This window comes from Sellimonas intestinalis (assembly GCF_001280875.1).
In the GTDB taxonomy this organism is placed as follows: domain Bacteria; phylum Bacillota; class Clostridia; order Lachnospirales; family Lachnospiraceae; genus Sellimonas; species Sellimonas intestinalis.
Genome location: NZ_LGAJ01000007.1, coordinates 358,844 through 374,462, shown reverse-complemented (window position 1 = coordinate 374,462; position 15,619 = coordinate 358,844). Strand labels below are relative to the sequence as shown.

Sequence of the window (15,619 nt, the reverse complement as noted above, 5' to 3'; positions counted from 1 at the left end):
TGTATCAAACCGCTTTTTTCTTCTCCGGAAGCTGTGCCAGCACAATGGCGATGAACATGAGTACACACCCCAGGATCTCCCGGCTGCTTAACTGCTCATCCAGAATCACCATACCTGCCAAAACAGAAATCACCGACTCCAGACTTAAAATCAGCGACGCGATGGTCGGATTCATCCCCTTTTGTCCGATAATCTGGAGAGTGTATCCAACACCGCTTGAGAGAGCTCCGGCATAGAGAATCGGCAGCCATGCCGCCAGAATATTGTGAATATCCGGCTGTTCCATCACGAGCATCCCCACACCGCTTACAATAGCGGCCACAAAAAACTGGATACAGGACATCTTTACCCCATCCACCAGCTCAGTGAAGTGATCAATCACAAGGATATGGATGGAAAATGCCAGCGCACATAAAAAAACCATTGTATCGCCGTATCCTATAGAAAATCCTTCCGTGATGCAGAGGAAATACAGTCCTGCCAGGGCTAATACGACGCCCGCCCAGACATTCAGCCCGCACCGCTTCTTAAAGAACAGTCCGATAATCGGTACAATGATAATATAAAAGGTCGTAATAAATCCTGCTTTTCCTACCGTCGTATGCTGAATCCCAATCTGCTGAAGACAGCTTGCCACACCAAGGGCCAGTCCGCAGCAAATTCCTCCGATCAGAAGTTTTTTCTGATAAGCCTTTCTCCTGCTCTCATCCCGGCAGATTTCTTTTTCCTCCTGATTCGGATTCACCTTGTTTAAAAAGGCGATACAGGGGATCAGCATGATCCCCGCGATCAGGGAACGGACACAACTGTATGTAAAGGGACCTACATAGTCCATCCCTACGCTCTGTGCCACAAAAGCCGTTCCCCAGATCAATGCTGTCAGAAGCAGCAGCAGGGAATTTCTCACTTTATGTGTTTTCATATGTTGTTTTCATCCTTTCTCCTACTTACACTTTCTCTGATAACCAGTTTGGCAGGTACAGAAACTTTCATACTGATTTCCCGGTTCGTATAGATACGCTCCGCAAGCATATTCACTGCCTCTTCGCCCATAAAATCCATCGGCACATGAACCGTAGTAAGCGGCGGAACAAGATATTTTGTCATAGAAATATCGTTAAACCCGACGACGCTGATATCTTCCGGAACCCGGAGCATGGCCTCCTGAACCGCCTTATAGCAGCCGATTGCCAGTGAATCGTTTGCGCAGAAAATGGCTGTCGGCCGATCCTCTAAGGCCAGTAATTCCTTCCCCATTCGATACCCGTGCTTTGGCGTAAAGCCTCCGATCTGGATATATTCTTCATGGAAAAGATTCTTCTCCTCTAAATAGTGCGAATAGATCGGCATCCGCATGTCCACGATCTCTTTTCCATCGGAATCCACGTCTCGTCCTCCGATAAAAGCAATCTTTTCGTGGCCTGCGTCCACCAGATAATCCATTACCTTCGTGACTGCATGTTTTAAATTCACCACGATGGAATCAAAGAGCTCCACGTCTCCGACCGCGTCGATGAAAACAGCCGGCTTATGAAATCCCCGGATTCTCTCCACAATACCTTTACTGAATGTCCCCAGACAGATGATACCATCCAGCTTCGCCAAATTATCCGCCGTATCCTCCGAGGTGACAATCACTTTTTTAAACCCTTCTTTGTCCAGCTTTTTCTCCACAGCAATGCGAATAGACAGATAGAACGTATCTTCCAGCTCTTCTTCCGGTGAATAAGAACAAAAAAGTCCCAGTTTCAGCTTTTTCTTCTTCCTCTTTTTATCCTTGATCTGATACTCCAGCCTGTCAGCCGCCTCAAATACTCTACGTTTCGTTTCATCCTGCACATTCAATGTATCGTCAAAATTCAGAACACGAGAGACGGTTGTGACAGAGACTCCAGCGAGTTCAGCTATCTCTTTTATCGTAGCCATATTTCTTGAATCCCCCTCTGATTATGCACTTCTATTTATTCTAACACATCTGTTTTTTAGTCACAACCGTCCTTTTTATGTCCTTTTCACTTTCACGATTCAGCGGCTTTCACCTTTTGTCCCGTATCATGCCAGGAAACGGGCAATCAATTCAATGCAATGTTCCACATCCGATAAATCCGCCACCTCGCACGGCATATGCATATAGCGAAGCGGCACGGACACAAGCACGACCGGAACGCCTTCATTGGAAAAGTGAATTTTGTCCGCGTCAGTATAGCTTAATCTACTGGCTACTTCCCACTGTACCGGAATATTCGCCTTCTTTGCCGTGCGCTCCATCTTTTCATTGAGTTCTTTCGCCACGATCGGGCTGTAGCAGAGCACCGGTCCTTTTCCAAGCTCCACCTGGCCCATTTCCGCCGGGTCCATGCCAAGGCAGTCGCTTGTGTACGTCACATCCACTACTACGGCAAGCGTTGGATGGATCCGTGCGGAGCACCAGTATGCCCCGGTCTTTGTCGTCTCCTCTCCGGTCGTAGAGGCAGCATAAATACCAGACGTACATCCCCGTTCTTTTGCCCGCTTCAATGCTTCCATAATAATGTAGACGCCAATCCGGTCATCCAGCGCTCTGGACGTAATCCTCCCATTCGCGAGCGTCCGGATATGGGTGTCCGGCACTACCGGATCTCCCGGCTTCACATAGCGCAGAGCATCCTTGCGGTCTTTCGCTCCGATGTCAATTTTCAAATCCTTTGTACTCATCCCCTGTTTCTCAAAAAGTCCCCGATATGCCTCCACAACGCCCGGTATCTCCCTCTCCTTTGTCTTTACGATCACCTGTTGTCCCGGATAAGTAGGAACGACAACGCCTCCTCTGTCCACTACCTGAAGTCTGCCATCCTCAGTAATATTGGAGATCATCAGTCCGATCTCGTCCGCATGGGCAGAAAGCAGAATCCGCACCGGGCTGTCCGGGTTGGCGACGCAGACCAGATTGTGCATCTCGTCCTCCCGGATCTCATCCGCAACGTTTTGCATCTCCTCCCGGACAATGTTCTGCAACGGCTCTTCATATCCGGACACGGAAATACTCTTTAAGATGTTCTTTAAAAATTCTGTTTCCATTCTTTCGTACACGCTCCCTTGGTAGAATTTTTCACCGCCTCCAGAAGTTGTGAGAAAGTGGACAACTGATAGTCTGCCAGTTTACACTTTACCGCTTCCCCGACTGCAGCACAGTCCATTCCTCCGGCTTTTGCCGCCTGCACGCCCGCCTTCGCGTCCTCCACAACAAGACAGTCCTTTGGCTCTTTCCCCAGATACTTTGCTGCTTTTAAGAACACTTCCGGATCCGGCTTGGACTTCGTAATATTGTTTCCGTCCGATACTGCGTCAAAGTAATCTCCAAGCCCGATCTGCTTTAGAATAAAGCCTGCGTTTTTACTGGAAGACCCGATGGCAAGCAGAAGTCCCTGCGCCCTCAGCGTATCCAAAGTGGTTTTTACCTCTTCGGAGAGATCCGCCGTTCTCATATTTTTTAACAGCTCTTTGTAAATCGTGTTTTTCTTTTCCGTCCAGGAGACCTTTTCCTCCCGGCTCATCTCTGCGTCGTATTTTTCCAGGATAATTTCAAAGCTCTCCATCCGGCTGACGCCGCGCAGTCTGTGATTGACCGTCTCGTCAAATGGAATGTTCAGCTCATCCGCAACTGCTTTCCATGCCTGGTAATGATACTGGTCCGTGGAACAGATCACGCCATCCAGGTCAAATATCACGGCCTGATACTTCATCTTGGTTCCCTCCTAAATCTCTTTTTTCTCACCATTGATCCATATGCCCACCGGAGCGCCGTCAAGTCTTCGTACTTCCGCCTGATTATTACCGTCTGTCCGGATTTCCAGCCACGCGTTGTCATAGTGAAGACGGAATGTCAGGCTGCTCCACTCTTTTGGCATGTTCGGCTTCACGTTTAAAATACCGTCTTTTCCAATCGATACGCCCGCAAATCCGAAGACGATCGTCTGCCATACGCCTCCTGCATTGGCTGCGTGGATTCCCTCTCTTGTGTTCTTCTGCAAATTCAGAAGGTCGATCAGCGCGGCACGTTTCAGATATCGGTACGCCTTAGAATCGTCTCCTACTTTCAGTCCCATGACCGAATAAATACTTGGACTTAATGACGATCCATGGAGAGTACGCTTCTCATAGTAATCATAATTTTCTTTCATCAATTCCGGCTCAAATTCTTCTCCCAGCAGGTGAAGTAAAAGCACAACATCCGGCTGTTTCAGGATCTGGGTCTCCCTGGCTTTACAGGTCTTTAATGCCTCCGGACGGATCGGCCAGTCGTTTTCATCATACTGGTCAATCACCACATCCTTTAACTGGAAATATCCTTCAAACTGCTCCAGCAGGTTGGTTCCCTCTTTTCTCGGAAGATAGATCTTGCTCTGTACGGTGTTCCAGAATTCCAGCTCTTCCTCTTTAAGTCCGGTCTTTTTCATCAGCGCTTCGTAGTCGTCCGGGCGCTCTTCTTTCATCGTCCGGATCAGGGACATCACATAGCGCAGGTTCCATCTTGCAAAATAATTTGTGTACAGGTTGTTGTTCACCGGCTCATGCCACTCATCCGGACCTGTCACCTGATTGATCTCATAGCGGTCTTTTTCCGCCACATATTCACAGCGGCTTGCCCAAAATCTGGCTGTCTCCGTGAGAACTTCCGCTCCTCTTCCGTAGAGGAAGTCCAGATCCTTTGTAATGCGTACATAGTCATAGATTCCATAGGCCACATCCGCCGTCACATGGTGCTCGTACATTGCCACATAGCAGCGGTAGCAGGTGCCGTCCGGCTCAATGGTCCAGTCCGGACACTGCTCTGTCCCATCGTCCGCGGACTCCCATGGATACTGCGCGCCCTTATAACCGTTTTTCTTTGCGTTCTCTCTTGCCGCATCCAGAAGATAATAGCGGTAATTCTCCATATTCTGTGCCATCTTTGGGAACACATAAGAAAAGAACGGGAGCATAAACAGCTCAATATCCCAGAACGCATGTCCGCCGTATTCTTCTCCGGTCAGAAGCTTTGCTCCTACGCTCACCCGGTCGTCCGTCTCGTTTCCTGTACTCATCAGGTGAAAAATATTAAAACGCACCGCCCGGTTCAGCTCCGGATCGCCTTCAAAGCAGACGTCCGCTTCTTCCCACATTGCGTCATATACGTTCTCATGGAAACGAAGTTCTGTTTCCAGACCGTCCTCCATAAAGTGGTCGACCTCCTCTTTGATCGTCGTATGGAGCGCATATGCCGGACATTCCCTCTCCGTGTACATGGAGACGTATTTTACCAGACGCACTGTCTCCCCTTCTGTCACTGGAACATCTCCAAATTCCACTGCCTGCTCCCCAAAGGCATGGAACATGCGGTTTCTCATCACGGGTCTGCCGTCTTTGTAAGCTTCCAGCACGCATCCGGTCCCCACATGGAGATGACGGTCCCTCGTAGCAGATTCTATATAGACGCCGTGTTCTCCGAGCGTTTCGTTGGCGGTAAGATACATATGTTTTACTTTAAACCGTGGCGCGTCATAGAAATTGACGATGGTTCCGTCTATGATGTTTTCCGCCTCAATGATGCCGTCGTAGTTTACCGGAGTCACAAACAGCTCGATTGCCATCCGGTGTACATTGTGACGGCTGACAAAACGCCGCCCCTCCACTTTGGTAACACGGCCCTTCTTATCTTTCAGCACATATTGCTTGTACAGTACGGCATGCTTCATATCGAGGACTCTGGAAAACTCCAGAATCTCGCAGTTTTCAATACCGATCAGCTCCTTTTCCACATAGAGACGGACGCCAAGCCAGTTCGGCAGGGCGGCAAGCTCTCTCATAAATGTCTCGGATTTGTCAAATACACCGTTGACGTAGAGGTACGGGAGGGTAACGCGCGTCCCCTCCTCGAAGCTTCCGCGGATCCCAAGATACCCGTTTGACAGGGCAAACAGGCTCTCATTTTTCAGATTCTCCTGCGGGTCGTATGTATCCTGACAAATCAGCCATTCCTCTGTGCTCATGTCTTTTTTGATGTTCTCTGAAAATCGGTCTCTGATCATCGTTGTTTTCCCCTTTTCTAATCCAGATATTGTCTCGTTGTTTCTTCCGCGGCCTGACAGGCTTTTGTGATTTCTAAGGTAAAGGTCATAGAAAAATCCTGACGTTTTACCTTATATTCCGGGAGCTGTTCCTCTCCGCAGCTATTGCTCCCAAGTCCAGAATGTTGAAAGTCAAGATGAATGATGACGTCACCGCTTCGTTCGATTTCATGCGGGTGACGTGCTTTCTCCAGGCTCTCGTCCGTATAATTGGCAAGATTCATCCCAAGCCCCTCAGGCATCCGGCAAAGGAGCGCCTGATCTCCGTCGGAAATGGCAAACCACTTCACCTGCTCCCTGTGTCCGTTTTCCTGTGGAAAGACATAGTTTGTTCCCATGCCGTCCACCGTGCTCTCATAAACGCCCATGGAGACAGCCTCCTTGCTGTCCGGGTAATTTTCCTGCGGTCCCAGGCCATACCACGCTGTCTTCTGTAAAGATCCTGCCGCTTTCATCACCACACCGATCCGAGGCAGGAACTCCGGCTCTTCCTTTCCGTTCTGGATCGTCTTTCCGGTAAGCTGCACCTTTACCTGACCTCCTGAATAGACGGTGTATACATAAGTACAATGAAATCCCCAGGACTGATTGAGACATCCAAAATACTTTTCCATCGTTATCACAGCCGCACCGCCCTTTTTCTCCCAGGAGAAGCTTTCCGTCTGTTCGCTGCCTTTCTGGATAAAATACTTGTTCATCCAATCGTCCTTTTTGTACATATCGTTGTCAATCGTCGCCCGGTACAGGTTCATCACCGGTCCTTGGGTCAGATACATCTTTCCATCCCGTTCCAGGGAAACCAGATTCCCGAATACTGTGTGGAATTTCGCACAGATACGCGGATTCTTTACAGTCAGGATTCCATTCTCTTCTGTGACCTCCAGCTCCTCCTGCGGTATTCTTACTTCCAGTTCATCCTGTCGGATCCCAAGATCAAACTGCTTCATGGCAATCTCGTGTCTCGCCGGCGCATAGTTTGTCTCATATTTCTGACAGACACGGATCCGCAGATAGTAGTCCGTATTTTTCTTCACCGCAAAGACAGTCAGTGGGATTTCCACCTGCTCCGCCTCGTGCGGAAGAGCGGATAACGTCTCGATGTTTCCTTCCTGGATTGCTTTTCCGTTCTCCTCCAGCGACCAGTAAAGCACCACCTGGTCTAAAGATAAGAAATCATAATGATTCTTAATCTCAATCTTCGTCCGGCTTCCCGCCACCTTGGTGATTTCTACCGGAGCAATGACCTGCTTATATTCCAGAAGCGCCGGGGACGGCGTTCTGTCCGGCATCAGCACGCCGTCAATACAGAAGTTTCCATTGGTAGGAAAATCCCCATAACATCCGCCGTAGTTATAATATATCTCTCCGTCTTTTTCCGCACGGATTCCGTGATCGTACCACTCCCAGATAAAACCTCCCTGAAGACGTTTATATTTACGGAACAGGTTCTGGTAGGCTTTCAGTCCTCCCGGTCCGTTTCCCATGGCATGGCCATACTCACACAGCACATGAGGCTTGTTCCCTTTCATCTCGGATTCGCCGATCTGTTTCATTCCCTTGATCCTCGTATACATGGTGGAGTATACATCTGTCACTTCCGCCTCGAAGTCCCCTTCGTAGTGAATCAGCCGCGTCGGATCCAGCTTCCGGATCTCTTCTGCCGTACTACGGAAATTACAGCCAAAACTTGACTCATTTCCCATGGACCACATGATGATGCAAGGATGGTTCCGGTCTCGTTTCACCATGCGAATACTCCGCTCCACATAGGCATGTTTCCAGGACGGGTCGTCGGAAATCCATCTATAATTTCCTGTCCATTCAAATCCATGACATTCCAGATCAGCCTCATCGATCACATAAAGGCCGTACTCGTCACACAGATCATAGAAGTACTCGTTTGCCGGATAGTGAGAACAGCGCACTGCATTGATATTATGCTGCTTCATCAGAAGCAGATCTTCCTTCACTTTCTCGTAGCTGACAGTCCGTCCTTCTTCCGGGTCATAGTCGTGATGATTGGCACCGTTTAAAAGGATTGCCTGACCGTTTACGAGAAACTGCTGATCCCGGATCTCAATCCGGCGAAATCCAGGCCGTACCCGTATCGTATCGTCCCCAAGCGTCACAAGAAGATCGTAAAGATGCGGTGTCTCCGCCGTCCATCTGTGGACGTTCGGAAGCTTTTCCTGCACATGTACTGTTCCCTCTTTGGTCTCAAAGGTTCCGGTCTTTACTTCCTCCCCCTCATAAGAAAGCATCCAGCTTCCTCTGGCCTCACTCTGCTTGAAAGTGAGATCCACGGAAAAAAGCCCTGTCTCCATATCGTCATCCAAAGATGCTCCCACCTGGCAGTCCAAAACAGCCTGCTTTGGCTCGTTTATAAGCTCCACATCCCGGTAAATGCCCGACATCCACCACATATCCTGATCCTCCAGATAGGTACCGTCTGACCAACGGTATACCCGCACAGTGATGTCATTTTCTCCTTCTTTTATATAGGAAGTGATATCAAATTCCGAAGGCAGACGGCTGATTTTCCCGTAGCCTGCATGTTCTCCGTTGACCCATACATCAAAGGCACTGTCCACGCCGTGGAATTTCAGAATCGTATCATTTTTGAGCCACTCCTGATCAAGACAGATGCTTTTTTTATAGATACCCGTCGGATTCTCTGTCGGAACATAAGGTGGATTCACAGGGAACAAATACAATACATCTGTATAATGCATCTGCCCGTATCCCCGAAGCTGCCATACGGAAGGAACATCGATGGTATCCCATCCCTCTTTTGCCCCCGGGGCTTCAAATCCTGCCGGAGAAAGTTCCGGCGCGTCCAGATACAGAAACTGCCATTTTCCATTCAGGCTGATCCTGGAGAAAGAATCTTCGTAGAAAGCCGTCCTCGCCTCTCTTCTTCCGATCGCCGTCAGCTCCTGATTCTCCCATCTTTTCTTTTTTCTCTGTGTCATCTGTTTCTACTCCTTGTCTGTTATAATATGCCAAGGCAGCCAGACAAAACGCCTGCCTTTACAAGCGTATCTATCTGACTGCTTTTTTGTTATGAAACTGCTATTTGATGGAACCACTTGTTCCTTCCACGATATATCTCTGTGCAAAAATAAAAACGAGAATCGGCGGAATAATCATAACCACCGTAATACACAGCATCGGAATAATCGCCGTTGTGTGTACGCCCTTGAAGGATGCAAGACCAAGCGCCAGTGTGTACTTGGTTCTGTCCTGCAGGAAAATCAATGGTCCAAGGTAGTCATTCCATACGGTCAGCATGTTGAGTACCCCCACCATAATCAAGCATGGCTTCAGGATCGGCATGAAAATCTTCCAGTAAATCTGGAACGCGTTCGCGCCGTCCAGGCGCGCCGCTTCTTCATAGTCTTTTGGTATTCCCATGAGGAACTGTCTCATCAGGAATACATAATAGGCCGATCCGAACCAGGTCGGAACAATCAGCGGCAGCAGGGTGTTGATCCATCCGAAGAGATTGAATTCCATGTACTGCGGGATCATAGTAACATCCCACGGAATCATCATTGTCGCAAGAAGGATCATAAATAAAATGTTTTTGCCCCTGAATCTGAACCGTGCGAATCCATAAGCTACAAGGGAACTGGATAAAATCGTTCCTGCCGTCGTCAGCACCGTTACAAGAACTGAGTTCAGGAAATAGGTTCCGAACGGCTGTGAGCTCCATGCCTCAGCGTAATTTTCAAAATGCCAGTCTTTTGGAAAAAGACTTGGAGGATACGCGATGGCCTCTCCTTCTGTCTTAAAGGTCGTAAGCAGCATGTAGACAAATGGCGCCAGGAAGTAAACGGCTACGATGGTCAAAAGGATATAAAGAATCACTTTTGATTTTTTTGACATCTTCATACTGATTTACCTCCCTTTTTCTTCTTTTTGTTGTCCGCCTTTACTTCGGATTCATAGAACACCCATGCGGAGGAAGACTTGAATACCAGGGCTGTCAGAAGCAGGATAATAATGAACATAACCCACGCATTGGCGCTGGCATATCCCATCTTGTGATGTTTGAACGCATTGTTGTATGTCATCAGACCGTAGAAATAGGTAGACTGCAATGGTCCGCCTCCGGTCAGCAGCATCACGAGCGTTACCTGCTGGAACGAGCTGATGATGGATGTAATCAGGTTGAACAACAAGGTCGGTGTGATCATGGGCAGCGTGATACTGAAAAACTTTCTTGCAGGACCCGCCCCATCCAGAGACGCGGCCTCGTAAATCTCAGTAGAAATATTTTTCATGTCCGTGTAGAAAATCAACATCATCGTTCCGACGCCAAACGCACTGGCAAGGATCACGGCAAACAACGCCCACGCCGGATCTACCAGCCAGTCCGGCCCTTCGATTCCGATCAAAGACAACAGATAGTTTAAAACTCCGTAATCACTGTTGAGAATCCAGCTCCAGATAATGGACACTGCTACACCGGAGATAACAGCCGGAATATAGAAAATCGTACGATAGACTTTGACGCCACGAAGCGGCTGAGTAATCAGCATCGCCAGGAACAGCGCCATGATCAGATTCAGCGGCACAAAGATTGCGGCATACCGTAAACTGATCCCCAAAGATTTCAGAACCTGATCGTCTTTCGTGAACATTTCCATGTAGTTCCCAAGACCGACAAACATTTTCTCTCCTGTCAACGGCCAATCAAAAAAACTCATAATCAGGGATAAGATCAATGGCCCCAACGTAAACACAAGGAACCCGACAATCCATGGCAGGATAAAGAAATAAGGAGTCGCTGTTTTAAAAAACTTCTTTTTTTTCATATGAAATCTCTCCTAAATTCAGGGAGGAAGTATCTCCTCCCTGCTGATGTATCACCTTATTTTACTGCTCCGTCAAGAGCTTTCCCTGCATCTTGTAAGGAACTCGGATTGAAAATCTGTTCAAACGTTAAGGACAGGTTTTCGGAAACCTCGGACCAACTGTCCATAAGGAAACTTGCCGGTGTATGTCCCTTACTCTGCTCCAGCATGGTGTAAAACGGCGCATATTCTTCCTGATCCATAATGCCTTCTGATTCTACCACACTGTTGAGTACCGGAAGTTCCGTTCCGATTCTTGCTTTATTACACTCTTCGTTGGTCCAGTATTTAATGAATTCCCATGCGGCGTCTTTGTGCTTGCTGTCTTTGGACATAGAAAGTCCGGAAGAGCTTAAGATGCTGACAGAATCCTGTCCCGCGTCTGCAAATGCCGGAATTGTTGTCACACCATAATTCACTCCGTCCTCATTCAGTGTATCGATCGCCCAGGAACCATACACATACATTCCTGTATTGCCGGCACGGAATTCATCTGTACCATCTTTTTCCGTGGCTGTCGCGTACTCGTCTTTTTCCATCTTCTGGAACATCTCAAAAACTTCTTTGGATTTGTCAGAATTGAGGTTCCCGTCCATCTTTCCGTCCTCTGAACAGTACGCACTGCCATTGCTCCACAGATACATTTCAAAATCGTATGGATCCGGTTTCATCTGGAACGAAAATCCTTTCGCGTCTGTCTTCTCAGAGATTGTCTTTGCCGCTTTCTGGAGATCGTCCCATGTCCAGTCCGCCGTCGGGTAGTCAATACCCGCTTCATCAAAGATGTCTTTGTTATAGAAGAGACAATGTGTCGTGAAACCTACCGGAATACCATAAATACTGCCGTCCATTGTGTTGTAATCCCAGAGTGTATCATAGAAGTTGGATTTGTACTCATCTCCCTCTTTGGAGATATACTCATCGAGCGGCTCCAGCCCATCATAGTAAGATGGATAGTTCCACATATACATCACATCCGGAGTATCCCCGGATCCCATTCCGGCACTGATTTTTGTATCAAAGTCACTCCCATACGCTTCCAGTGTCACTTCGATGTCATCATGCTCCTCGTTGAACTTGTCCACAAGTTCCTGCTGTTTGTCCACGTCTTCTGCTACATCCCATGTCGCGAAGCGGATCTTTGTCTTTCCGTCACCGGACTTGTCGCTTCTGCCGCATCCGGAAAGGATCGCTGTAGCAGACAGAGCCATGATACAAACGACTGCAAGTTTTCTTTTCATGTTGTTTCCTCTCTTTCACTTCTTTTAGGTAGTTTTATTTTACTATTTTTACTTAGTAAAGTAAATATCTTTTTACCCCCCCCCCGCTTATTTTCTCTATTATTTACATTTTTACCTATCTTTTTTTGTGCATTATATATAATAGTTTCTCTGTTTTTTTATTAATTGCACATCTTTTTACAGTAAATTGTTTTCTATTTTACTAGTTAATTTTCTCTTCCAATGTAACCTTTTTACACAATAAACGTTTGATTTTGAGCCGAACCGCTCTTAGAAATAAAAAAAGGCAACATCCAGATACGTTTCTGAATGTTGCACGTTAGAACTTTTTATATTGTTTCCGCCTCGAGAAGCGTTTCGATCATACTCTCCACGGTAGCTTCCTGAGATGTGATGGTCCACATTCCAAAACTCCGGGCTTCCTCTTCGGTCTTTCGCCCAATACAGAGTGCCCGGACATGCTTCAGATTCATCCGTCCATCCATCATGTTCACAAATCCCCGCACCGTGGACGCGCTTGTAAATGTCACCGCGTCGATCTTTCCCCCTTCAAACTGTGCCAGAATTCTTTCCACCCATGCAGGTGTCACTCCAGCGAACGTCTCGTAGACAGGAATATCCAGACAGTCCGCCCCCTGTTCACGTATCGGTGGAAACAGCTCTTCTGATGCTTCCCTTGCCCGAAATGCCGCCACCAGATCCCCTCTCGTCACCTTTTTTGCCAGCGTATTCCCAAGCTCCCGTGCCTCGTAAACATCCGGTATCAGATCCGGCAGAATCCCTTTTCTCTCCAATGCTTTCCCGGTTCCTGTACCGATCACGGCAAATCTGGCCCTCCAGAGACTCCGCACATCGATCCGTTCTGTTTTCAGAAAGGAAAAAAATACGTCCACGCCGGCAGCACTTGTAAAGACAATCCACGCTGTTCCCGCCTCGGCCCGTTTACTGATCCGGGAGATTGCCTTACGAATCCGCTCCCGGTCTTCTTCCTTTTTCAGTTCCTTTGTCCGGATGGCCGGGAGACCGATGACCTGAGCTCCCAGACTACGAAGACTTTCGGCAAAACTCCTGTTTCGTTCTTCCGGGCGTGTCACCAGAATCTGCCTGCCTCCAAGGGGACGCTTTTTCATCCAGGAACATTCATCCCCCAGGGCACAGACCTGACCTACTACAATGATGGCCGGCGCTTTGATTTTCTCCTCCAGGACATGCTCTGGAAGATGGATCAGATCTGACCGTACGCTCTTCTGACAGGCGAGGGTTCCGTCCTGGATCACCGCCGCCGGCGTCTCCCCCGGCATCCCGGCCTCTCTTAGTTTCGTGCAGATCTCAGGAAGCGCCGTCACACCCATCAGAAAAATCAGGGTTCCTCCGAGCCTTACCAGCGCTTTATAATCGATTCGGGTTAAGCCTCCCTTTCTGGTATGTCCCGTGATGACATGAAAGGAGGACGTATAGTCCCGGTGGGTAACAGGAATTCCCGCATAGGCCGGAACTGCCACACCGGAAGTCACACCCGGCACAATCTCAAAGTCAATACCGGCATTTCTAAGCGTCTGAGCCTCCTCGCCTCCCCTGCCAAATACAAAGGGATCACCGCCTTTGAGCCGCAGCACATGATTACCCAGCTCGGCCTCCCGAACGAGAATCTGGTTAATCTCTTCCTGAGGAACAAGATGATGGTCCGACCGCTTCCCCACATAGATGGTCCTGGTATCCGGCGGAATCAGGCTTAAAATCTCCGCACTGATCAAGGCATCATAGACGATTACATCCGCCTGCCGCATCAGATGAGCTGTCCGTACCGTGAGAAGTCCCGCATCCCCCGGTCCGGCCCCGGCAATCCATACTTTCCCCTTTTTTTCCTTTTTCATCTGCTAAAATCTCCCTTTCAAGCTTTTCGCCAGCCGTTTTGCCAGCACTTCTCCCTGGTGTGCCTCTCCCGAGATCGTGCCCGCCGTAAACTGCCCCGACTCCTCGTGATAATAAAGCCCCCGGATCCGAACCTCTCTCCCGGCAATCTCAGCATACGCCGCCACCGGGGATGTGCATCCTCCATCCAGGTAACGGACAAATCCTCGCTCCGCTTTTGCCGCTATCCGGCTCTTATCATCATCCAATGCCTCAACCCCCGGAATCTTCTCCCCCTTTCGCCCCTGGACAGCCAGAATCCCCTGGCCTGCGGACGGGATCATCTCATCCACGGAAAAGATCCGGGAAACGCAGCCTTCCATGCCAAGTCTCTTCAGTCCTGCAAGTGCCAGTATCGTGGCGTCATAGTCTTCGTGCTCCAACTTAAACAGCCGGGTCTGGACATTGCCCCGAATATTTTTAAACACACAGCGAGGATACAGCTTTGCCGCCTGCAAGGACCTTCTTCTGCTGGAGGAGCCGATCACGCCTCCCTGCTTTAAGCTGATTTTTCCCGCTTTCAGGATCAGAGCGTCCCTTGGATCCTCCCGTTTTGTATATGCTACTACCGGAAGATCTCTTGGAATCTCCATGGGCATATCTTTCAGGCTGTGGACCGCCAGATCGATCGTCCCATCCAGAAGCGCCCGGTCCAGTTCCTTTACGAAGAGACCTTTTCCTCCGATTTTTTCCAGACTCTTATGGAGAATTCGATCTCCTGTTGTTTTCATTGTTATGATCTCCACCGTCAGTCCCGGAGCTTTCTTCTCCAGAATTTCTTTTACAATTTCCGCCTGTCTTACCGCAAGCGCGCTTTCCCTGCTGCCGATCTTTATGTGTGTCTTCATATGTTTATCCTTCTTTTATCGCTCGTTATCTATCTTGTATAATAATGCATTCAGGATCGCCGCCGCAACCGTACTTCCTCCTTTTCTCCCTTTTGCTACAATATACGGAACCTTTGCGGCCATAATCCGTTCTTTTGCCTCAACGACATTGACAAACCCGACCGGGACGCCGATCACAAGGGCCGGGTAAATTTCTCCCTTTTGCATGAGTGTTTCAATGGCTATCAGCGCCGTCGGTGCGTTCCCCACGGAAAAGATCACTTGTTTTCCAGTCTCCTTTGCCATACGAGCCGCCTTTTCCATACTTGCATATGCCCTTGTAAGCCCTTGTTCCTTTGCCGTTTTCGCCACGTCTGGATCTGCCATGTAGCAGTGTACTTCCACTCCCAGTTTTTCCAGGGACGTCCGGTGAATCCCAGCCTTTGTCATATTGGTATCCGTCACAATGACTGTATTCCCACCGTCTCGAAGCGCCTCAAGCGCACACTTCACCGCATCCGGTGAGAAGGTCATAGTATCTGCATATTCAAAATCCGCCGTTGTGTGGATCACCCGCTTGATGATGTCCTCCTGTCCTACGTCAAATCTTCTTCCCTTCAGCTCTTCCGTGATGATCTCAAAGCTCCTGCGCTCGATCTCTCCCGGCAGAACCTGTTCCAATTCCATACTCATCT

12 protein-coding genes are annotated in these 15,619 nt (G+C 48.8%); all 12 read right to left on the bottom strand.

Annotated elements, in window-relative coordinates:
* Nucleotides 1–4: 4 nt before the first annotated feature.
* Nucleotides 5–922, bottom strand: a complete 918-nt coding sequence (locus tag AOA56_RS09245; protein ID WP_048620938.1) for a DMT family transporter — start codon at nt 920–922, stop codon at nt 5–7.
* Entirely contained in the window at nt 919–1,926 is a 1,008-nt protein-coding gene (locus AOA56_RS09240) for a LacI family DNA-binding transcriptional regulator (RefSeq protein ID WP_053769491.1), read from the bottom strand. The genes AOA56_RS09245 and AOA56_RS09240 overlap by 4 nt, the downstream gene beginning before the upstream one ends.
* 126 nt (nt 1,927–2,052) lie before the next feature.
* Entirely contained in the window at nt 2,053–3,057 is a 1,005-nt protein-coding gene (locus tag AOA56_RS09235; RefSeq protein ID WP_053769490.1) for a M20/M25/M40 family metallo-hydrolase, read from the bottom strand.
* On the bottom strand, nt 3,039–3,722 hold the full coding sequence (pgmB, locus tag AOA56_RS09230) for a beta-phosphoglucomutase (RefSeq protein WP_053769489.1): 684 nt from the start codon (nt 3,720–3,722) through the stop codon (nt 3,039–3,041). The genes AOA56_RS09235 and pgmB overlap by 19 nt, the downstream gene beginning before the upstream one ends.
* A 12-nt stretch (nt 3,723–3,734) precedes the next feature.
* Complete coding sequence (locus AOA56_RS09225) at nt 3,735–6,047, bottom strand: glycoside hydrolase family 65 protein (protein WP_048620941.1); 2,313 nt, start codon at nt 6,045–6,047, stop codon at nt 3,735–3,737.
* A gap of 17 nt (nt 6,048–6,064) precedes the next feature.
* Nucleotides 6,065–9,058, bottom strand: a complete 2,994-nt coding sequence (locus AOA56_RS09220) for a glycoside hydrolase family 2 TIM barrel-domain containing protein (RefSeq protein WP_053769488.1) — start codon at nt 9,056–9,058, stop codon at nt 6,065–6,067.
* Nucleotides 9,059–9,158: 100 nt separating this feature from the next.
* Nucleotides 9,159–9,980, bottom strand: a complete 822-nt coding sequence (locus tag AOA56_RS09215; protein WP_053769487.1) for a carbohydrate ABC transporter permease — start codon at nt 9,978–9,980, stop codon at nt 9,159–9,161.
* The gene (locus AOA56_RS09210) at nt 9,977–10,906 is read right to left on the bottom strand and encodes a carbohydrate ABC transporter permease (RefSeq protein ID WP_024733546.1); all 930 of its coding nucleotides are present in this window, start codon (nt 10,904–10,906) and stop codon (nt 9,977–9,979) included. The genes AOA56_RS09215 and AOA56_RS09210 overlap by 4 nt, the downstream gene beginning before the upstream one ends.
* A 56-nt stretch (nt 10,907–10,962) precedes the next feature.
* On the bottom strand, nt 10,963–12,186 hold the full coding sequence (locus AOA56_RS09205; protein ID WP_053769486.1) for an ABC transporter substrate-binding protein: 1,224 nt from the start codon (nt 12,184–12,186) through the stop codon (nt 10,963–10,965).
* Between the two features lie 329 nt (nt 12,187–12,515).
* Entirely contained in the window at nt 12,516–14,060 is a 1,545-nt protein-coding gene (gene cobA, locus AOA56_RS09200) for a uroporphyrinogen-III C-methyltransferase (protein WP_053769485.1), read from the bottom strand.
* A 3-nt stretch (nt 14,061–14,063) separates the two neighbouring features.
* Entirely contained in the window at nt 14,064–14,945 is an 882-nt protein-coding gene (hemC, locus tag AOA56_RS09195; RefSeq protein WP_024733549.1) for a hydroxymethylbilane synthase, read from the bottom strand.
* A 15-nt stretch (nt 14,946–14,960) separates the two neighbouring features.
* Nucleotides 14,961–15,617 carry a precorrin-8X methylmutase gene (locus tag AOA56_RS09190; RefSeq protein ID WP_024733550.1) on the bottom strand — a complete coding sequence of 219 codons (657 nt, stop codon included), beginning with the start codon at nt 15,615–15,617 and terminating at the stop codon, nt 14,961–14,963.
* Nucleotides 15,618–15,619: the final 2 nt, after the last annotated feature.